The organism is Erwinia sp. TECH1 (assembly GCF_054057575.1).
In genome coordinates, this window is the sequence record NZ_JBSRZK010000001.1 from 202359 (window position 1) to 223728 (window position 21370).

Below are 21370 nucleotides of genomic sequence, written 5' to 3' on the forward strand. Positions count from 1 at the left end.
CGGCGGCTCGCCCGCACCGTAACGCTCTGGCCTTGTATAACAGCACGTGCCGTTTTATCCGATCTACTGCCCGCGGAATGACTCCACTTATGGCTTTAACCCGCCTGCTTATCAAAGATTTTCGCAACATTGAAAATGCCGATCTGGCGCTGGCGCCCGGCTTCAACTTTCTGGTCGGCGCTAACGGCAGCGGCAAAACCAGCGTGCTGGAAGCGATCTATACGCTGGGCCACGGCCGCGCTTTCCGCAGTTTGCAGGCAGGCAGAGTGATCCGCCACGAGCAGGACGCTTTTATTCTGCACGGCCGCATTGAAGGAGCCGAGCGCGAAACCACCGTTGGCCTGACCAAAAATCGTGCGGGCGACAGCAAGGTGCGGGTTGACGGCACCGATGGTCATAAAGTGGCCGAGCTGGCGCAGATGCTGCCGATGCAGCTGATTACGCCGGAAGGCTTTACGCTGCTTAACGGCGGCCCGAAGTACCGGCGCGCCTATATCGACTGGGGCTGTTTTCATAACGAGCCGGGCTTTTTCACCGCCTGGAGCAACCTGCGGCGGCTGCTGAAGCAGCGCAACGCGGCGCTGCGCCAGGTCACGCGCTACCAGCAGATCCGCGCCTGGGATCAGGAGCTGGCGCCGCTGGCGGAGCAGATAAGCCAGTGGCGCGCCGCCTACAGCGAAGCCATTGCTGAGGATATCACCGCCACCTGCGCGCAGTTTCTGCCGGAGTTTGCGCTGAATTTCTCATTCCAGCGCGGCTGGGATAAAGAAACGGACTATCGCGATCTGCTGGAGCGTCAGTTTGAGCGCGATCGCGCCTTAACCTACACGGCCAGCGGCCCGCACAAAGCGGACTTCCGCATTCGCGCCGACGGCACGCCGGTGGAGGATCTGCTGTCGCGCGGCCAGTTAAAGCTGTTGATGTGCGCCCTGAGGCTGGCGCAGGGTGAGTTTCTCACCCGACAGAACGGGCGACGCTGCCTGTATCTGATAGATGATTTTGCCTCCGAGCTGGATGAGACGCGGCGCCACCTGTTGGCATCGCGCTTAAAGGCCACTCGAGCCCAGGTTTTTGTCAGCGCTATTAGTGCCGATCATGTGTTCGATATGGCTGACGAAAAGGGCAAGATGTTCCACGTGGAACAGGGTAAAATAGCGGTTCAACCTGAAGATTAAACGAGCGAGAAACGTTGATGTCGAATTCTTATGACTCCTCAAGTATCAAAGTTCTGAAAGGGCTGGATGCGGTACGCAAGCGCCCGGGTATGTATATCGGCGATACGGATGACGGCACCGGTCTGCACCATATGGTATTCGAGGTTGTGGACAACGCCATCGACGAAGCCCTCGCAGGTCACTGTAAAGACATTCTGGTCACCATCCATGCCGATAACTCCGTTTCCGTGCAGGATGACGGTCGTGGTATTCCAACCGGCATTCACGAAGAAGAAGGCGTTTCCGCTGCGGAAGTGATCATGACCGTGCTGCACGCAGGCGGTAAATTTGATGATAACTCCTATAAAGTGTCCGGCGGCCTGCATGGCGTAGGCGTGTCGGTGGTTAACGCCCTGTCTGAAAAGCTGGAGCTGACCATCCGTCGCGAAGGCAAAGTTCACCAGCAGATCTACGTTCACGGCGTGCCTCAGGCCCCGCTGCAGGTAACCGGCGAAACCGACCTGACCGGGACGCGCGTGCGTTTCTGGCCAAGCCACGAAACTTTTACCAACGTCACCGATTTCGAGTACGAGATCCTGGCGAAGCGTCTGCGCGAGCTGTCGTTCCTTAACTCCGGCGTCTCTATCAAGCTGGAAGACAAGCGCGACGGCAAGAACGATCACTACCACTATGAAGGCGGCATCAAGGCGTTTGTGGAGTACCTGAACCGCAACAAAACGCCTATCCACCCTAACGCGTTCTATTTCTCTACCGAGAAAGACGGCATCGGTGTGGAAGTGGCGCTGCAGTGGAACGACGGTTTCCAGGAAAACATCTACTGCTTTACCAACAACATCCCACAGCGCGACGGCGGCACGCACCTGGCCGGCTTCCGCGCGGCGATGACGCGTACCCTGAACGCCTACATGGATAAAGAAGGCTACAGCAAAAAAGCCAAGGTCAGCGCCACCGGCGACGACGCGCGCGAAGGCCTGATTGCCGTGGTTTCCGTTAAGGTACCGGATCCGAAGTTCTCTTCGCAGACCAAGGACAAGCTGGTCTCTTCCGAAGTGAAATCAGCCGTTGAGCAGCAGATGAACGAGCTGCTGGCAGAGTACCTGCTGGAAAATCCGGGCGATGCCAAAATCGTCGTGGGTAAAATCATCGATGCAGCCCGCGCGCGTGAAGCGGCGCGGCGCGCTCGCGAAATGACCCGTCGTAAAGGCGCGCTGGATCTGGCCGGCCTGCCGGGCAAGCTGGCGGACTGCCAGGAGCGCGATCCGGCGCTGTCAGAAATCTATCTGGTGGAAGGGGACTCTGCGGGCGGCTCCGCCAAGCAGGGCCGTAACCGTAAAAACCAGGCTATCCTGCCGCTGAAGGGAAAAATCCTGAACGTGGAAAAAGCGCGCTTCGATAAGATGCTCGCTTCGCAGGAAGTGGCGACGCTGATCACCGCGCTGGGCTGCGGCATTGGCCGTGACGAATATAACCCGGACAAGCTGCGCTACCACAGCATCATCATCATGACCGATGCGGACGTGGATGGCTCGCACATCCGTACGCTACTGCTGACCTTCTTCTATCGTCAGATGCCGGAAATTATCGAGCGCGGCCACGTGTATATCGCGCAGCCGCCGCTGTACAAGGTGAAGAAAGGCAAGCAGGAGCAGTACATCAAGGATGACGAGGCGATGGATCAGTATCAGATCGCCATCGCGCTGGACGGCGCAACGCTGCACACCAACGCCGATGCGCCTGCGCTGGGCGGCGAGCCGCTGGAAAACCTGGTGGCCGAGTTCAACAGCACCCGCAAGATGATCAAGCGTATGGAGCGCCGCTATCCGCTGGCGTTGCTGAACGCGCTGATCTATCACCCGACGCTGAGCGATATCTCCGCAGAGGCGCCGGTTCAGCAGTGGATCGACGAGCTGGTGACGCGCCTGAACGAGAACGAGCAGCACGGCAGCACCTATGCCAGCCATGTGCGCCAGAACCGCGAGCAGCATATCTTTGAACCGGTAGTGCGTATCCGTACGCACGGCGTTGATACTGATTATCCGCTGGACAGCGAATTTATCTCGGGCGGCGAATACCGCAAGATCTGTACGCTGGGCGAGAAGCTGCGCGGCCTGATTGAGGAAGATGCCTTTATCGAACGCGGCGAGCGTCGTCAGCCGATCGCTAACTTCGAGCAGGCGATGGACTGGCTGGTGAAAGAGTCGCGTCGCGGCCTGTCGGTACAGCGTTATAAAGGGCTGGGCGAGATGAACCCGGAGCAGCTGTGGGAAACCACGATGGATCCGGACAGCCGCCGTATGCTGCGCGTTACGGTGAAGGATGCGATTGCCGCTGACCAGCTGTTCACCACGCTGATGGGCGATGCGGTGGAGCCGCGCCGCGCCTTTATCGAAGAGAACGCGCTGAAAGCCGCCAATATCGATATCTGATAAAGCAGGACGCAAGCCCTCCGGCCATGCAACAGCGTTTGAAAGGCAGATCGTTCGATCTGCCTTTTTTTTCAGCTTTTCTGCTGTGCCGGATCGCCAAACGCGCGCTGATAAAACTGACCATTATTTTCATTTCCGGCCTGCGCGCTTATGGGCGGTGAGGGTTTTACTGCTACTTTTCAGGGCTTAGCTGACAGGCCCGTTTCCCGCTTTTTTCGCCCAAAGGCCGTAAGCGCGAGCACATTTACCGGAAGATTTACCAAATCGAACTTAAAATTACCGGGCATGATTCGTCTGGTCATGGCTGGCTGAATCGCGTTAGCATGAAAGAAACCGTGAAGCTCAAGAGGAAGTTATGGCGATAAAACTGATTGCGATTGATATAGACGGCACGCTGCTTAATCCTCAGCATGAGGTGACGCCTGGCGTTAAGCGGGCTATTCAGGCAGCCCGTGATAAAGGAATAGCGATTGTACTGGCGAGCGGCCGGCCGTTTATCGGCGTGGAGCGTTATCTGATGGAGCTGGATTTACAACGGGAAGGGCAGTATTGCATTACCAATAACGGCGCGCTGGTGCAGAAAGCGGAATCGGGCGAGTGCGTGGCGGAAGTCACGCTGAACTTTGACGACTACCTCTATGTGGAAAAGCTGGCGCGCGAGCTGGGCGTACATTTTCAGGCGCTGACGAAATCGCTGCTGTTTACGCCCAACAAGGACATCAGCGAATACACCGTCCACGAAGCTTCGCTGACCGGGATGCCGCTGCGCTACCGCGCGGTGGAAGAGATGGATAAAACCGCCACTTTCCCTAAAGTCATGATGATCGATACGCCAGAAACGCTGGATGAGGCCATTACCCGCATTCCGCAGGAAGCTTACGATCGCTATACCATTATGAAAAGCTCGCCTTATTTCCTGGAAATCCTTAATAAGAAAGTCGATAAGGGCGCGGGCGTCAAAGCGCTGGCCGAGCGTTTAGGGCTTTCCCGCGATGAAGTGATGGCCATCGGCGATCAGGAAAACGATCTGGCGATGCTGACCTTCGCCGGCACGGGCGTGGCGATGGGCAACGGTATCGACAAGGTAAAAAACATTGCGCAGTTCGTTACCAAAACCAATATGGAAGACGGCGTGGCGCACGCTATCGAAAAATTCGCGCTCTGACAGGGCGGCGGTATCACGCTTTAAGCGCCAGTACCGCAAAAGCGCGTAATGCATTACCCTTAGCAGCAAACCTCGCTAAGGGTAAGCATGATGACGGAAAAACAGCTCACTTTTGCTCAGCGCAATCACCAGCTCACCAATATCAACGTCTGGACGGCCGACAGCCACTGGCTGGTCTACGACGTTCGCAGCAATGCCTCCACCTTCAACAGCTTAACCGTCGAGCGCGTTAATCTCAGCGGCCAGACGGAAATCCTTTACCAGGCGCAGGCGGGCGCGCACGTTGGCGTGATCACCGTCAGCCCGGATTCGCCGCCGCGCTACGTTTGCATTCACGGCCCGGAACATCCTGACAGCCAGTGGCGCTACGACTTTCATCATCGCCGCGGCGTTATTATTCAGAACGGCCTGGTGGAAAATATGGACGCCTGCGATATTACGCCGCCCTTTACGCCCGGCGCGCTGCGCGGCGGCTCGCACGTACACGTGTTCAGCCCCGACGGCACCAGGCTGAGTTTTACCTATAACGATCATGTGATGCACGAGCTGGACGTGAAACAAGATTTGCGCAACGTCGGCGTGGCCGTGCCGCTACATGCCGTTTGTCCGCCGTTGCAGCATCCCCGAGAGTATGCAGGCAGCCATTTCTGCGTGCTGGTCAGCGCCACCACCGCCACGCCGACGCCCGGCAGCGATGAGATCAATCGAGCCTATGAAGAGGGTTGGATCGGCGAAGAGGGCTACCTGAAAAGCGATGGCTACCGGCAGCGTTGGGCGCTGGCGTTTATCGGCGATACGCTCAGCGAAAAAGGCGAGAAGGTACCGGAAGTGTTTATTGTCGATCTGCCGGAAAAGATGGCCGACTATGCGCTGGAAGGCGACGCTCCGCTGGCTGGCACCGCCGCCACGCTGCCCGCTCCGCCGCTGGGCGTCAGGCAGCGTCGGCTGACTTTTACGCACGATCGCCCCTTTCCGGGCCTGGCGACCTCGCCGCGTCACTGGCTGCGTAGCTCACCCGACGGTCGCGCCATCGCCTTTTTAATGAAGGACGACGAAGGCGTGGTGCAGCTGTGGACCATCGCGCCCGGCGGCGGCAAGCCTCGTCAGATCACCCACGCCGCCAGCGATATTCAGTCCGCCTTCAGCTGGCATCCCGACGGCAAGTCGGTGGCTTTTATTAACGATAACAGCGTGGTGTTATGCGATACGGGCAGCGGTAAAATGCGGAGGCTGACGGCCCGCACCGCCGAAGCGCCTTTGCCGGAAGCGGTCGTCTGCTCGCCGGACGGGCTTTATGTGGCCTATTTGCGTAACGTGGCAGGCTTTCAGCAGATTTTTATTGCTGATGTCGAGGCGACGTATTGATCACCAGCGGCGCGGCCTGCGAAAGGCTGTCGCTGGTATGGTTCTGCTGCTCGCTGCGCAACACGCGTTCACGCGGTGAATCGCCGGTTTTATCGCGGCCTGAGCGGTAGTAGTCAAACGGCAGCAGCAGCGTATCCAGCACGGCGGAGAAAGGCAGGTCGATAGCCGCCAGCGGGCGCATGACCCAGCCGCTGTCGCTGTCGGTAACAATTTTTGCGCTGGCGCGCGTACCGGGATAATAGCCCTGATCGGGGCCGGAATGGGACATAAAGCTGGAGCATCCACCCGTGCCGGCCAGTGACAGACAGGCCAGCAGGCCAGCGAAACGACTTTTTTTTAGTACCATCATATTCTTTATCCCTTCAGCAGCGGCAAAACCGCTCTGCTTATCATGATCAGCATGTGCCCGCTGCTTTAACGCTCCGATTAATCTCTTTCTGAGTGTATGACATTCGCACCGGATTGGCCGAAAAATTTCCTGAACGGGCCCTTGAAAGCGATCTTAATGTCACCATTTTATGTTCAGGGTCACAAAACGTATGCCGACAGGATACCGCTTGTAGCCCGACGATCTGTCCATAGTGGAAGGTCGCATTACCCCCTCGCTGATAATCAGGAGCTATACCATGCGTAATTTCGATCTCGCCCCGCTGTACCGTTCTTCTATTGGTTTCGACCGTCTGATCAACCTGCTGGAATCCAACCAGGGTCAGAGCAACGGCGGCTACCCTCCTTATAACGTGGAGCTGGTGGCGGAAAACCAGTACCGAATCACCATTGCCGTGGCAGGGTTCGCGCAGAGCGAACTGGAGATCACCTCTCACGACAATATGCTGACCGTGCGCGGCGCCCATCCTGAAGAGCAGCAGGAAAAAACCTATCTCTATCAGGGTATTGCGGAACGCAACTTCGAGCGTAAATTCCAGCTGGCCGAGCACGTTAACGTGCGTGATGCACGCCTGGAAAACGGCCTGCTCTACATCGATCTGGAGCGCATCGTGCCGGAAGCCAACAAACCGCGCCGCATTGAAATTCTGAAATAAGACCGCGCGTAAAATTAAGGCCGCACTTTGTGCGGCCTTTTTCGTTTGCATCAGCAGAGGGCTCTGCCGCCCGATTCGCTGTGCGCTCGCTCAATCTCTTCCGCCAGAATGGCGATCCCTTTCTCAATTTTATCGCTGTCCGGCACATAGTTCATGCGCATGCACTGGTGCGTGTGCGGCCATTCATGCTCCAGTCCCGGAAAGAAAAAGTGGCCCGGCACCATCAATACGCCGCGCGCTTTTAAACGCTGATAAAGGATCTCCGTCGAAATGGGCAGATCTTTAAACCAGAGCCAGAGGAAAATAGCACCCTCCGGCTTGTGGATAAGGCAGCGTTCTTCGGGTAAATAGCGCCGGATAACGGCGATAGTCTGCTTAACCCTTTCCTGATAAAACGGCCTGATCACCTCTTCCGACAGGCGCAGCAAATCACCACGCTGGATCATCTCATGCGCGATGGCCGGGCCGATACTGCCCGGCGCCAGGCTGATAATGCCGTTCATATTGCCGATGGCGGTAATCACTTTTTCATCAGCAACAATGATGCCGCAGCGTGAGCCGGGCAGGCCCAGCTTGGAAAGGCTCATGCACAGAATAATATTCGGGTTCCACAGCGGGCGAACGTCGCTAAAGATGATGCCGGGAAAAGGCACGCCGTAGGCGTTATCAATCAGCAGCGGTACCTCATGCTGCTGCGCCAGTGCATCCAGCTTCATCAGCTCTTCGTCGGTAATCACGTTGCCGGTTGGATTGGTCGGCCGGGAAACGCAAATCAGCCCGGTATCTTCGGTAATATGCAGCTGCTCAAAATTAACGTGATATTTGAACTGGCCTTCAGGCAGCATTTCGATATCGGGACGGGCGGAAACAAACAGCTCTTCGTCCAGCCCGGCGTCAGCGTAACCCAGATATTCGGGAGCCAGTGGAAACAATACGCGCTTTTTGCGCCCGTCTGCGCGGCGGCCCGCGTAAAGATTAAACAAATAGAAAAAGGCGCTCTGGCTGCCGTTGGTCAGGGCGATATTCTGCGGCCCTACCTGCCAGCCCAGCTCGTCGCGCAGCAGCGTGGAAAGCGATTCCAGCAGCGTGCTTTTTCCTCTTGGGCCGTCGTAGTTGCAAAGCGCATCGGCCAGCTTGCCCTCATCATGCATCTGCTGCAACAGCTGCTGAAAATAGTCGTTCATCGCCGGGATCTGGGCCGGATTACCGCCGCCCAGCATCACCGAACCGGGCGTGCGCAGCCCTTCGCCCATATCTTCCATCAGGCGGGTGATCCCTGAGGCGCGTGTGAATTTGTTACCGAAAGCGGAAAAGCTCATAACGTATTAACTGCTTATCGTAGGCAAGTGAAAGCTAACCTTAACGCCACGCCAGGCGTGATGCAACGTCAGCGGGCAGCCGTGTCGGCCAGAAACAGCAGGCAGTGGTCAGGCAGGCAGCGAAGGCTAAAGGTGAATCGTTTCAACTAATTAGCTTTTTTTCGCCGTTAGCCCTGCCGCTTTTTTCCGTCAGCCGGCTATTTCAGTTAATAATTTGTGATGAACTGCACGACTTATTGATAAAAATTTCTTAAAAATCCGTGCGGTGACGCCAGTCACAGTCCTGATACCGCATGCTTTGTAGGCTGGCTGCTCTTCAGCTTAATCATTTCAGCAAGGACAACAAAATGCATAAGACTCTTCTGGCGGGCGCGGTGATAGCAATGTTCAGCGGGCAGGCGGCGGCGCAAAGCTGGGTGTTAACCGATACGCAGGGCACGGAAAAAGGCGACTGGCGGATCGACAGCAGGCAGCTCAAGCTGAGCGGCGAACCCTTTACGCTGGAACAGCAGGTGCTGCACGGCGGCAAGCAGGAAGGCTCGAAGGTGCTGACGTTGACCAGCAAAAACGGCCTGACTATCGCGCTCAGCCCGACGCGCGGTATGGATCTGCTGCACGTTAACGGTCACGGCGTGCGGCTGGGCTGGGATTCGCCGGTTGATGAGGTGGTGAACCCGGCCTATATCAATCTGGAAAGCCGTAACGGCCTGGGCTGGCTGGAAGGATTTAACGAGATGATGGTGCGCTGCGGCTTTGAGTGGACCGGCCATCCGGTCACCAAAGACGGGCGTATTTACACGCTGCACGGTAAAGCGGGCAATACACCAGCGTCGAAAGTGGAAGTGATCGTGGATGACCAGGCGCCGCATGAAATCCGTATTCGCGGCCTGCTGAAAGAAAACACCTTTAAAAAAGCGCGTCTGGAAACCTGGACCGAGCTGCGCTACGTGCCGGGCGCGGACTCCTTTACCATCCACGACGTGCTGACCAACCAGGCTGACTACCCGCACGACTATGAAATTATCTATCACAGCAACTTCAGCACGCCGATCCTGGAAGAAAACGCCCGTTTCCTGGCGCCGGTAAAATCCGTTTCGCCGTTTAACGACTATGCGAAAAAAGGGCTGGAAAACTGGCAGACCTATGGCGCCCCAACCAAAGATTTCGATGAAATGGTGTTTAACCTGCAGCCCATTGCCGACAGCAATGGCAAAACCGTGGCGGCCGTGGTTAACAGCAAAGGCGACAAGGGCGCGGCTATCGAATTCGATACGCGGCAGCTGCCGGTGCTGACGATGTGGAAAAACACCGATACGCTGAAGCAGGGCTACGTGACGGGGATCGAGCCCGGCACCAACTATGCCTATCCGGTAACGATTGAAAAAGAGCAGGGCAGGGTTAAACAGCTGCAGCCGGGCCAGAGCGCGGAGTTTACGCTGACCTATTCGCTGCTGAAGGATGCCAGCGCGGTACAAAAAGTCGAAGAGCGTATCAAAACGCTTCAGGGCGAGACCAAAATCAACGTGGAGCAAACGCCGATAGCCGTAGAATAAGCCAGCCAGGGCGGACGCCGTTTCGCCCTTTAAAATGAAACATTGTTTTATTTTTTATAAATAGCGATTTCATTATCCCCCTTTTCCTGATTTCGATCACGGCGTGCGTGCTTTTCCCTCCGCTATAGTGTGCGCTCGAAAACCGGGCAGGGCTGCCCTGTCTCGGATAACAGGCCACTTTCCCGGCTTCTGACACGCAGTCCGCCCTCTGGCTTACAGGAGCAGTTATGATTTTGAATGCATTTGATTTAAAAGGCCGCGTGGCGATGGTCACGGGATGCGATACGGGACTGGGTCAGGGTATGGCGCTGGGGCTGGCGGAAGCGGGATGCGATATCGTTGGCGTGAATATTGTCGAGCCGAAAGAAACCATTGAGCGCGTCACCGCGCTGGGCCGCCGTTTTTTCAGCCTGACCGCCGATCTGGGCAAAACCGAATGTATTGAAGGCGTTGTGGCAAAAGCCGTGGCGGAATACGGCAAAATCGATATCCTGGTCAACAACGCCGGTATCATTCGTCGTGAAGATGCGATCGACTTCTCAGAAAAAGACTGGGACGACGTGATGAACCTGAATATTAAATCCGTGTTCTTTATGTCGCAGGCGGTAGCGCGTCAGTTTATCAAACAGGGCAAGGGCGGGAAAATCATCAATATTGCCTCCATGCTCTCTTTCCAGGGCGGCATTCGCGTGCCTTCTTATACGGCATCAAAAAGCGCCGTGATGGGCGTGACGCGTCTGCTGGCCAATGAATGGGCGAAGCACGGTATTAACGTTAATGCCATCGCGCCGGGCTATATGGCGACCAACAATACCGCACAGCTGCGTGCCGATGAAAAGCGCAACGCCGATATTCTGGAGCGTATCCCGGCAGGCCGTTGGGGACTGCCGGCCGATCTGATGGGGCCAGCGGTATTCCTGGCCTCTCCGGCTGCCGACTATATTAACGGGTACACCATTGCCGTAGACGGCGGCTGGCTGGCTCGTTAAAAGTAAAAACCGCCCCGGATAGCTGTCAGGGACGGTTTTATTGGTCTGCGGCGCTACCCGCGCCAGCCGGTCAGTTGAAAGGCCCCGTTTTTGGCGTACGCGCTCAAAATGGGGCCTTTCCGATCTTACCCTGGCAACATTACCGGGCCGGAGGCGTAAACGTTACGTTAATCGGCATCACGCCACGGCGAAGCATCAAGTTAACCGCAATCTTTCCGCTCATCGCTTTAGTTGAGGTCAGCTGAGCGGTATAGACGTTACCTCTGACCTTAACCGCGCTGATATGGCAGCCAGGCAGGCCGCTGGTATCAAAGTTAATTAAGTTCGGCAGCGTTTTCACCGCGTTATTGCGCATATCCCGGGCGACGAGGGTAAGCGTGATGGCGCTGACGCCGTCAGCCGGCACGCTCGTGGCGCTTACGGTGAAAGAAGAGTTATTGACGGTTGGATAGCCCGCGTAAAAATAGACAATCACCGAGCCTTTGAGGCCATCAATAGTTCCTTCTACTTTCCAGCCGCCATCGTGATTGCTGGAGGTCGGGAAACGCGCCGCGCCATATTTATCTAACGTCACTTCAGAAGGAATGTTGACGCGGTCGTCAGTGGCCGTAATGGCGACTTTTCTGTTGGTGACGGGATTGCCGTTGCTATCTTTTACAAAGATCTCAACCACGCTGGTATCTGTACCATCCGCAACGGCGCGGCCCGTGACTCGATGCATGTAAACCGATGCCGCCTTGCCTGCCACAAAATTCACTTCGGCTTCTTTACGGGCGGAGCCCATCTGCGCGACAACCTTACTCTGACCGGTTTTGGTATCGCTAACGGGAACGGACGCTTCGCCGCGTGCGTCAGTCATCGCGCTTTGTGTAATGACGGCGCTATTATCAGCGCTGAAGGTCACGGTTTGTCCGGCCAGCGGATTGCCCTGCGCATCCGTTACCAGCGCTGTAACCCGATCGGCTGCTTTACCGTCGGCTACCGCATCGTTGCTGACCACGGTCAGGCTTGCCAGCCGTGCGCTTGCGTTATCCGCCGCGATAGTTACCGTTGCACCAGGAAAAGTCATATTGCGGGCAACAGGCGTAATGGTCAGCGTTTCCGGATGCGTGCCCGCCGTCACCACGGCGGTATAACGGCCCGCGCTCTGACGAGTAAAGGCAGACACTTTGGTATCGTCGGCGGCCTGCGCGCTTTTGGTCACGCTAATCTCTTTTTCATTGATATCAACCGGATTGCCCAGGCTGTCTTTTACCGTCAGGGTCAGCGTCTGCTGAGCGTGGCCGTCTGATACCAGCGTGCTGCTGACCGGCAGCAGTGAACTGCTGTTAACGTTAATAGCGGCTTCGGTGACGGTAATTTGCGTTTCCGTACGCTTTGAGGCGTTACCTTTTTTATCGATCGCCACGCCGCTGAGGGTGTAGCTGTTGGTACCGGTGGCGTCGGCATGATAGGCCGGCAGCACCACGCTGAAATCGGTAGGGCCGTTAGCGATAATTTTCCCGCCGTTAGCCAGCAGCGACGACGCGGACCAGTTGATGCGATCCAGGCCGTATTTGCTGTTGACTGAAACGTTCAGCGTTTTTTGCTCGCCGGCCGTGCCGCTGATGAGCTTCGCGGTGCTCAGCCTGATCGTCTCTTGTTTGCGGTACTCAAGCACAATGTTGTTATTACGGTTCACCAGATCGTAGCGGTTGCCGGCCAGGCTACGCATCGCCGCTACCGCATCGCTGTCCAGCTGTTTGCGCCACGGCATCCCGAGCTGATAATTGAGCGTCAGGCCCAGCCGCGTATCGTGTTCTCCGGCTTTGCCCTGGCGCTGTTCCGCTTCCAGCGACAGCAGCGGGAAGGGCGTAAAGGTGACGCCTGCGGTAATGGCGTGCGGATTTTTCTGGCGGTTATCCTTATCAAACAGCGCCACGTCGTTACCGTAATATTGTTCGTAGTTAAACTTCGCGCCCAGCTGAGGCAGGGCAGGCAGGAAGGCTTCCGTACGGATATCCCAGCCGTTGGCCGGACGCTCTTCGTAGCCGGAAAAATCTTCAGAGTCTTTCCAGCTGGTCAACCGCACATAGCCGTTTGCCGCCACTTTGATAAAGTCGCGCCAGTACTCGACGCCCATGCCGGAACGGGCATGTTGACGGGAAAGATCGTAATCGAAGAAGGCGTTGGCGCCGGTCATAAAATTCTGGCCAAAATGGCGCATGCCCAGACCAAGATTCGCCTGGTTGCGATCGTCGGTGCGGTGGAAGCTTCCCTGAGTGAAGATCAAGCGGTCGCTACGATCGCTTAAAGGCAGCAGCAGGTCGAACTGCGAGTTTTTCAGCGAGAAGTTTTTATCCGCGTCCAGCTGCACGCGCGCGGTACCGAAACGGCCCAGCCACGCCTGCGCCTGCTCGCTCGCTTCGCCTGCGGCCATGCTGGCGGCGGCAGAGGCGGCGCCGTTGCCGTTGCGGCTGTCGAGCGAGGAACCCGCCTGCGTAGCAAGACCGGCGGCTTTCATCTCCAGGCCGTTGTCGGCGTTGTGCCAGTGCACTTTTGGCAAAGGAGAAAGCGGCACGTCCAGCTCGTCGCCCGGCTGTAGCCGATCAAAGCCGTGAGCGAAAGTGCGCAGCTGGTTCAGCTTGCGCAGCGCTTCCACGCTCATATTGTATTTTTGCGCCACGCTCTTAACCGTTTCCGCCTGGCCAAGGGTATAAACCTGGGTGCGGATAGCAACGGCATCCGCCGACTGCGTCAAAAAATGCTGGCGGGCAACGGCCAGCGCGGGCGTAAACGCACAGGCAATCGGGAAAGCGCCCTGAATCGCTACGGTCAGCCAGGTTAAACGGTGCCGCCACGGCGACTTATTTGCTTTATTAAGGTCAGGTTTATTTTTCATTTTTTCTTTATATTAAATAAAAGAGAATTTCAGCCAGCGTGAGCGTGCTGTATTAATTCAGGGGATCCCATGAATAATAAACCTGTCACTCGTGATTGCTGGCGCTACGGATAATTAAACATCTTTAAATCGTTGAAGCTTCTCTCCTTATTAACGCGGCGCTTATTACGGGCAAAATAATACCCTCGGCATAATTTATACCGATAAGCGAGTTTCCGAATGAGCGTAGTTATATCACAATCTTAAGTTGGTACAATGGCCGCCCAAAAGGGGGAAAAAAGGCCAGGTAACAAAAAGGGATCTTTACATTTCTGTTGCTTTCTTTATGTTGAGCATTTAATTAACAATATGACCGCTTTTTTTTAATTAAAAATCCGCAGGATCTCATTTTATATCATCTTAATTAAATAATGATTTAGCTTATGGTTACCTGAGTGGATCAACTAAATAACAACAGGGCACTGAGGCGTCCAGGAACGAACAGGCTATTTGTTTAGCGCCTGTTTAGGCTAAGAAGGGAATTTTTGCGGGATAAAGAGGTCGGCAGGGCGCTGAAAAACGTGCCGACACGCAAAGCGCATCGGCACGGAAAATTATTTTGCTACTTCAGGATTAACGCAGTTCTTTTCCACTTTACCGTTCAGGGCGGCAATCAGATTTTCTACCGCGTCTTTTGCCATGCCGTAACGGGTTTCATGCGTCGCAGAGCCAATATGCGGCAGCGCCACCACGTTAGGCAGCGTCAGCAAAGGCGAATCCTTTGGCAGCGGCTCTTTCTCAAACACGTCCAGACCGGCGGCATGGATAGTGCCCTCTTTCAGCGCGGCGATCAGCGCTTCTTCATCGATAACCGGGCCGCGTCCGGCATTGATCAGCACGGCGGAAGGCTTCATTTTCGCCAGCTCCTCGCGGCCGATCAGGTGGTGCGTCTGTTCAGTCAGCGGCAGGCTGATGCACAGGAAATCGGACTCTTTCAGCAGCGTATCCAGATCGCAGTATTGCGCGTCGAAACGCTGCTCCGCCTCTTCGTGGTGCTTACGAGCGTTGTAAAGGATCGGCATGCTGAAGCCCAGGTGCGCGCGCTGCGCCAGCGCCAGTCCGATACGACCCATGCCCAGGATGCCCATTTTTTTGTGGTGCACGTCAATGCCGAACCAGTCCGCGCCGATGCTGCCCTGCCACTCACCTTTTTTCACGCGCTCGGCGGATTCCACCACGCGACGCGCGCTGGTCAGCACCAGCGCCATCATGGTATCGGCGACGGTTTCCGTCAGCACGGTCGGGGTGTGCATCAACAGCACGCCGCGTTCGCTCAGCGCGGGAATATCAAAGTTGTCCACGCCCACGGAAACGGAAGAGGCGACGCGCAGCTTCGGCGCTTTTTTCAGGAACTCAGCGTCCACTTTGCCGCCGGAGCCTAAAATACCTTCGGCCTGCTGAAAGGCCTCCGCGTGTTGGCTAAGGGTTTCCGGGGTCAGGCCGTTGATTTCGGTAACGTTAAAATGCTCGTCGAGCTGCGAACGCAGATCCTGCGGCAGCTTCTTATACAGCACCACGGATGGTTTCATGCTTGTCTCCCTGTTTCTTTAAGGCACGGGCCAGGCGGCCCGCACCGTTAAGCGTGTTTAGCGCCATGCGGCATCGGGGGTTGCTTATTGGCTGCTGGCTTTACGATCAGCGTCAGCCAGACCGAGATAAGCAGCGATACCCCCATAAAGATATACGAAGCGGAAGGGCTGCCCGTCGCGCCGTTCAAATAACCCACGACCCAGGAGCCTAGGAAAGAGCCTAGCGCGCCCATCGCGTTAATCAGCGCCATTGCGCCGCCCGCCACGTTACGCGGCAGCATTTCCGGGATAATGGCGAAGAACGGGCCATAAGGCGCGTACATCGCGGCACCGGCCACCACCAGCAGGCTGAACGACAGCCAGAAATTATTCGCCCCTACAAGATATGAACCTAAAAACGCCAGCGCGCCAATTAACAGCAGCGGCCAGACAAAGAGTTTACGGTTTTGCAGCTTGTCGGAAGCCCAGGAAGCCAGGATCATCGCCACGGTGGCGGCCAGGTAAGGCACCGCAGAGAGCCAGCCCGCTTCCACCATGCCCATCTGCATCCCGTTGCGAAGAATAGAAGGCAGCCACAGCACAAAGCCATAGACGCCGATGCTCCAGGTAAAATACTGAACGCAAAGGATAATGACATTGCGCGAGCGGAACGCCTCGCTGTAATTGCGCACCGCCTTAATGTTTTCCTGCTCTTTTTGCAGCTGTGCCGCCAGCGCCGCTTTTTCCTCTTCGCTCAGCCATTTCGCCTGAGCGGGCTTATCCTGCACCATAAACCACCAGGCCACGGCCCAGATCACCGCCGGAATGCCCTCAAAAATAAACATTTCGCGCCAGCCGAAGGCATTGATCAGATAGCCGGAAACCACGGACATCCACAGCACCGTGACCGGGTTGCCCAGGATCAGGAAGGTATTGGCGCGAGAGCGTTCCGACTTGGTAAACCAGTTGCTGATATAGATCAGCATGGCCGGCATCACGGCCGCTTCCACCACGCCCAGCACAAAGCGGATGGCCGCCAGCATCGGGATATTACTGACCATGCCGGTCAGCGAGGCGCAAATGCCCCACAGCACCAGGCAGACGAAAACCAGTTTTTTTACGCTGCGGCGTTCGGCGTACACCGCGCCGGGGATCTGGAAAAAGAAATAGCCAAGAAAGAACAGGGCGCCCAGCAGCGACGACATGCCGTGCGTGATGCCCAGATCTTCATTGATGCCGGCGGCCGAGGCAAAGCTGAAATTGGCCCTGTCGAGATACGCCAGGCTGTAGGTGATAAACACGATGGGCATGATGTACCACCAGCGTTTAGGCGCGATTGTCTGCTTATTCATCGTCTGCTTCCTCTGTTGGAGGTGGCCGCACTCTGCGTTGTAGGGTAGGTGCGGCTCATTATGGTTCGGTTAGAAGCCTGGTCCGGTTCGTGTCGCCCGCTGTTTAAAAATCGCCGAGCGTTTCGCGCGTGGGCAAGCCTTCGCTGTCGCCGCTGACCTGGATAGCCAGCGAGCCGATGCGGTTGCCGCGCTTAATCGCCTGCGGCAGGGTTTTCCCTTCCAGCAGCGCGCTGATGACGCCAACGGCAAAGCCGTCGCCCGCGCCAACCGTATCCACCACGTTAGCGGTTCTGATCGCGTCGACCTGGCCTTTTTCGCCCTCGGCGGGTTTTATACCAGGCGCCTTCGCAGCCCGTTTTAATGATGACCGCTTTGACGCCCATCGCCAGATAAAAATCGGCGATCGCTTCCGGCTGGTCGTAGCCGGTCAGGATTTTGCCTTCGCTGATGCCCGGTAAAACCCAGTCGGCAAAGCCCGCCAGCGCGTTGAGCTGGGTAGCCATTTCGCGCTCGCTTGACCACAGCACGGGACGCAGGTTCGGATCGAAGGAGATGGTTTTGCCCATCCGCTTCATCTCCTGCGCCGCATGCTTTGACAGCGCCAGCGAACTGTCGGAGATGGCCGCCGCCACGCCGCTCAGATGCAGGTGGCGCGCTGCGCCAAAATAGTCGCGGTTGAAATCCTCAACCGACAGATGGCTGGCCGCAGAGCCTTTACGGAAATATTCCACCAGCGGATCGGAGCCGTCTTCCACGCGGGATTTCAGCTGGAAACCAGTAGGATAGCGAGCATCGGTGGTCACCTGATGGCTGTCGACGCCCTCTTTTTCCAGCTGCTGGCGCGTAAAGCGGCCAAAGGAATCATCGCCGACGCGGCTGACCCAGCCTACCTTCAGGCCCAGGCGAGCCAGGCCGATAGCGACGTTCAGCTCGGCCCCGGCGATACGTTTGGTAAAATGCTCCGCCGCCGCCAGATCGCCGGTGTCGCTGGCGATAAACATCGCCATCGCTTCGCCGATGGTCACCGCATCCAGCGTGCCGTTTTCATGAAGGGTCATGATTTATACCTCTCGCAGCAAATCTACATAGTGACGGGTGACGGCCACCAGGTCGTCGCCTTCCAGCGGGAACTCAATACCGCGCGGCACGTCGGAGGGCAGCAGCGCCAGCGTTTCCCGCCACAGATTATCAGCCTCGTCCAGCGCGATGGCGCGCCAGCCGTCAGCGGTCGGCGCAGCGGCTTTGACGTGCACGTAGCTGACGAAAGACGCCAGCTTTCCCGCTGCCCGGATGGGGTCGTCGCCCACCCATAGCCAGTTGCCCATATCAAACGTCATCCCAACAGGCGCGTTGTCAGAAAAATAGCCGTTGAGGGCGGCGAGCGTGCCGCAGTCGGTTTGATCGTTTTCCACCACCAGCGTCAGCCCGTCGCGCAGCGGCGAGCCATCCGAACCGGGCTGATAGTGGCCTAATGAATATTTTATCAGGCGGGCGTTTAACTGCTGCGCCTCGTTGAGGTGGCTTGCCAGCCCAGGATTCAGCGCTCCTTCTTCAGTATAAAGCGCTTCCGGTACGGAGTAGAACGCCGTCAATCCGGCATCGCTGATTGCCTTGCCCAACGCGGGCAGCTGCTGGATTTCCGCTTCGCTGCACAGCTCGCGGCGGATCTCAATGCCGTCTGCGCCGGCAGCGGCGACAATCGGCACCACGGCCTGCTGACCGCCGAGTTCGCCGATCCGATCGCGGCCATAGGCGGCGGTCACTACAATAATTTCAGGTTTCATCTTTTCCTCCGGGCGGTGGCCCTGACGTTACAAAAACGTTAACTGGAACCGGTTCCAACCGAAAGGGGCGGAGCGCGGTTTTATGATCGCGCTCACGATGTGGACAATTATTTGGAAATTTACTGGAAAAGCGTCAGAACGAAGCGGGTCAGGCCGACCGCTGCGTTAATACGGTGAAAAGAAGAGAAATCAGGCGAACTTCGTGGAACTGCGGATAATCAACTCACCGGAGTAGAGCTGCTCGCACGGCGGCGCTTCGTCACCTTCAATACGGCGGATAACCTGCTCCAGCGCCGCGTAGCCAATCTGCCACGTAGGCTGTTTCAGCGTAGTGATGCCGCCGCCCGCCAGTTCCGACCAGACCAGCTCGTCAAAGCCCAGCAGCCCTAAATCTTCGCCCCAGCGCAGATCCAGGCGTTTGAAGCTGCGCGCGATTTGCAGCGTCAGCGCGCCATTAACGGCCAATACGGCGCAGCGCTGGTGGCGATGGCGCTGATAAAAATCTTGCAGGATGCCATCCAGCCGCGCGCTGTCGTTTAACGCCACTTCGGCCTGTTCGGCCTCGCGCTGCGGATGCTGCGCCATCGTTTCCCGGAACGCCTTGAGGCGCTCGTGGCGGGTATTGACGGTGCCCAATGGCTCGGTAACAAACAGAATGGCGTCAAAGGCTTCTTCAAGCAGATGCGTTGTGACCTGCGCGGCGGCCTCGTGGTTATTCAGCCCTACCACGTCGCAGGCGAAATCAGGGATCTTACGGTCAATCAGCACCATCGGCAGCAGCGACTGCTGGAGATGGCTCAGCGCTTCCTCGCGCATCCCCACGGCGTTAACCACGATCCCTTCCACCTGATAGCTGCTGAGCAGATTCAGATAGTGCTGCTCCTGGTCCACCTCGTTATTGGTGTTGCACATCAGCAGCGTAAAGCCCTGCGCGCGGCAGGCCGCCTCAATGCCGCACATCACATCAACGGAGTAAGGATTGGTAATATCCGCGATAATCAGGCCGATTAAGCGGGTGCGCCCGCGCTTCAGGCCACGCGCCATCTGGCTGGGTCGATAGTTAAGTTCGGCAATGGCGGTTTCAATCCGCTGCTTTAAATCGGCGGACAGAAGGTGCTGCTCGCCGTTGAGATAGCGAGAAACGCTGGTTTTGCCCGTATGGGCTTTTCTGGCAACGTCGCTGATTGTCGCGCGTGCGGCCTTGCGGTTCATAGCGATCCTTGAACGAGTAAAAATGAAAGCAGCCATCACGGGCTTAAATCTTAAGATAGCGGGTAATGGCGGAAAGCGGATCCGGCCATCATAAAGCATAAGGGCGGTCTCGCCCACAGTCAGGCGGTTGGGCAGGGAAACAGCCGGACAAAGATTGTCCGGCTGGCGGGATTACTGCAGCGGGCTGAGGGTGATTTCCACGCGACGGTTCTGCGCTTTACCTGCGGCCGTGCTGTTGGTCGCGACCGGGTTGTCCGGCCCCATGCCGCCGGTGCGAATGCGATTGGTCGCCACGCCCTGGGTGATCAGCGAGCTGGCTACGCTGTCGGCACGCTGCTGCGACAGGTTCATGTTCAGCTGGCGGCTGCCGGTGCTGTCGGTATAGCCGACGATGTTAACGGCGGTTTTTGGATACTCTTTCAGCACCATTGCCACGCCGGTCAGCGTGTTGGCACCTGCAGGCTTCAGCGAGCTGCTGCTGCTGTCGAAGGTGACGCTGTTCGGCATGTTCAGCACGATATTATTGCCTTCACGCGTCACGCTGACGCCGGTGCCGCGCATTTTTTCACGCAGCTTGGTTTCCTGCACGTCCATATAGTAGCCCGCGCCGCCGCCCAGCGCCGCGCCTGCCGCTGCGCCAATCAGCGCGCCTTTGCCGCGATCTTTTTTGGAAGAGGAGAGCACGCCGACGCCTGCGCCCAGCGCGGCGCCCAGGCCCGCGCCGATACCGGCTTTACCCGCCTGGCGTTCGCCGGTGTAAGGATTCGTGGTGCAGCCCGACAGGGCGATGGTACCGCTCAAAACCAGAGCAAGAGTAACAAAACGTTTTTATCATGGATAGCGTTTCCTGAACAGCGACTGGCGAAAATAGCCTGAAAAGAAGCGATTATGCCGACCCCGCGCCGAAAAAAAACCGTGTTGTCTTCCTAAATTTGTAAAGAGACGCTACCTGAGGTTATCCGGATGACAGAAACAGCTGGTCGTGTGGTCGCTAATCAGCCCGCAGGCCTGCATAAACGAATAACAGGTAGTGGTGCCGACAAATTTAAAGCCGCGCTTTTTTAGCGCTTTAGAAAGGGCATCGGAAACGGTGCTGAAGGTTGGCGCAGCGCGATAGTCGCTGTAGCGGTGGATTTGCGGCTGGCGATCGACAAACTGCCAGATAAACTCAGCAAAGGCCTCGCCCTGCGCCGCCATCGCCAGCAGCGCGCGCGCGTTGGCGACAATAGCGGAAAGCTTGCCGCGATGGCGGATCAGCCCGCTGTCCAGCATCAGCCAATCGAGGTCGCTTTCCGTCATCAACGCCACCTGCTCAGGATCGAAACCGCAGAACGCCCGCCGGTAGTTTTCCCGCTTTTTTAAGACGGTCAGCCAGGAAAGGCCGGCCATCTGACCTTCCAGGCACAGCATTTCAAACAGCGCCTGCGCGTCGGTAATCGGCACGCCCCATTCCGTATCATGATAGGCCAGATAGATCGGATCCTGAGTCACCCAACCGCAACGCTGCATAAGTAAAGTTCCTTATCTGAATCGGTTAAAAAATACACGTAAAAGGCTTG

General features: G+C 57.0%; 15 protein-coding genes and 2 pseudogenes. 7 read left to right on the forward strand and 10 right to left on the reverse strand.

Features of this window, described 5'->3' with window-relative positions:
- Positions 1 to 89: 89 nt before the first annotated feature.
- From recF to ACVWZ0_RS00975, 4 genes are all read left to right on the forward strand, one after another.
- A complete protein-coding gene (gene recF / locus ACVWZ0_RS00960; protein WP_253456780.1) occupies positions 90 to 1175 on the forward strand; it encodes a DNA replication/repair protein RecF in 1086 nt (361 codons plus the stop codon).
- A 17-nt stretch (positions 1176 to 1192) separates the two neighbouring features.
- Positions 1193 to 3601 (forward strand): DNA topoisomerase (ATP-hydrolyzing) subunit B, encoded by a 2409-nt coding sequence (gene gyrB, locus ACVWZ0_RS00965; RefSeq protein ID WP_253456777.1) that lies wholly within the window; start codon positions 1193 to 1195, stop codon positions 3599 to 3601.
- A gap of 355 nt (positions 3602 to 3956) precedes the next feature.
- Positions 3957 to 4766: a sugar-phosphatase gene (yidA, locus tag ACVWZ0_RS00970; protein WP_253456775.1), complete on the forward strand. Its 810-nt coding sequence runs from the start codon at positions 3957 to 3959 to the stop codon at positions 4764 to 4766.
- Between the two features lie 90 nt (positions 4767 to 4856).
- Positions 4857 to 6131: a DUF3748 domain-containing protein gene (locus ACVWZ0_RS00975; protein ID WP_253461171.1), complete on the forward strand. Its 1275-nt coding sequence runs from the start codon at positions 4857 to 4859 to the stop codon at positions 6129 to 6131.
- On the opposite strand, the gene ACVWZ0_RS00980 is transcribed toward ACVWZ0_RS00975, so the two are convergent.
- Entirely contained in the window at positions 6103 to 6480 is a 378-nt protein-coding gene (locus tag ACVWZ0_RS00980; protein ID WP_253456772.1) for a YceK/YidQ family lipoprotein, read from the reverse strand. The genes ACVWZ0_RS00975 and ACVWZ0_RS00980 overlap by 29 nt on opposite strands.
- Positions 6481 to 6757: 277 nt before the next feature.
- Between ACVWZ0_RS00980 and ibpA the strand changes: the two genes are divergently transcribed.
- On the forward strand, positions 6758 to 7174 hold the full coding sequence (gene ibpA / locus ACVWZ0_RS00985) for a small heat shock chaperone IbpA (RefSeq protein ID WP_125289205.1): 417 nt from the start codon (positions 6758 to 6760) through the stop codon (positions 7172 to 7174).
- 50 nt (positions 7175 to 7224) lie between these two features.
- On the opposite strand, the gene ACVWZ0_RS00990 is transcribed toward ibpA, so the two are convergent.
- Positions 7225 to 8493 carry a valine--pyruvate transaminase gene (locus tag ACVWZ0_RS00990; RefSeq protein ID WP_253456769.1) on the reverse strand — a complete coding sequence of 423 codons (1269 nt, stop codon included), beginning with the start codon at positions 8491 to 8493 and terminating at the stop codon, positions 7225 to 7227.
- A 347-nt stretch (positions 8494 to 8840) separates the two neighbouring features.
- Between ACVWZ0_RS00990 and ACVWZ0_RS00995 the strand changes: the two genes are divergently transcribed.
- Entirely contained in the window at positions 8841 to 10046 is a 1206-nt protein-coding gene (locus ACVWZ0_RS00995) for an aldose 1-epimerase family protein (protein WP_253456766.1), read from the forward strand.
- A gap of 227 nt (positions 10047 to 10273) precedes the next feature.
- Positions 10274 to 11035, forward strand: a complete 762-nt coding sequence (kduD, locus tag ACVWZ0_RS01000) for a 2-dehydro-3-deoxy-D-gluconate 5-dehydrogenase KduD (protein ID WP_253456763.1) — start codon at positions 10274 to 10276, stop codon at positions 11033 to 11035.
- A 139-nt stretch (positions 11036 to 11174) separates the two neighbouring features.
- Here kduD and ACVWZ0_RS01005 read toward each other — a convergent pair whose 3' ends face one another.
- From ACVWZ0_RS01005 to ACVWZ0_RS01040, 8 genes and pseudogenes are all read right to left on the reverse strand, one after another.
- On the reverse strand, positions 11175 to 13916 hold the full coding sequence (locus ACVWZ0_RS01005) for an inverse autotransporter beta domain-containing protein (protein WP_253456759.1): 2742 nt from the start codon (positions 13914 to 13916) through the stop codon (positions 11175 to 11177).
- A gap of 593 nt (positions 13917 to 14509) precedes the next feature.
- A complete protein-coding gene (gene ghrB, locus ACVWZ0_RS01010) occupies positions 14510 to 15484 on the reverse strand; it encodes a glyoxylate/hydroxypyruvate reductase GhrB (protein WP_253456756.1) in 975 nt (324 codons plus the stop codon).
- A 47-nt stretch (positions 15485 to 15531) separates the two neighbouring features.
- Positions 15532 to 16815 carry an MFS transporter gene (locus ACVWZ0_RS01015; RefSeq protein WP_253456753.1) on the reverse strand — a complete coding sequence of 428 codons (1284 nt, stop codon included), beginning with the start codon at positions 16813 to 16815 and terminating at the stop codon, positions 15532 to 15534.
- A 103-nt stretch (positions 16816 to 16918) separates the two neighbouring features.
- Positions 16919 to 17873 (reverse strand): annotated as a pseudogene (locus ACVWZ0_RS01020) (sugar kinase).
- A gap of 3 nt (positions 17874 to 17876) precedes the next feature.
- On the reverse strand, positions 17877 to 18599 hold the full coding sequence (locus ACVWZ0_RS01025) for a sugar phosphate isomerase/epimerase family protein (RefSeq protein ID WP_253456746.1): 723 nt from the start codon (positions 18597 to 18599) through the stop codon (positions 17877 to 17879).
- Positions 18600 to 18788: 189 nt separating this feature from the next.
- A complete protein-coding gene (locus ACVWZ0_RS01030; protein ID WP_253456743.1) occupies positions 18789 to 19811 on the reverse strand; it encodes a LacI family DNA-binding transcriptional regulator in 1023 nt (340 codons plus the stop codon).
- 171 nt (positions 19812 to 19982) lie between these two features.
- Positions 19983 to 20636, reverse strand: a pseudogene (locus ACVWZ0_RS01035) (OmpA family lipoprotein); the annotation flags it as partial.
- Between the two features lie 120 nt (positions 20637 to 20756).
- A complete protein-coding gene (locus ACVWZ0_RS01040) occupies positions 20757 to 21320 on the reverse strand; it encodes a DNA-3-methyladenine glycosylase I (RefSeq protein ID WP_253456737.1) in 564 nt (187 codons plus the stop codon).
- Positions 21321 to 21370 lie beyond the last annotated feature (50 nt).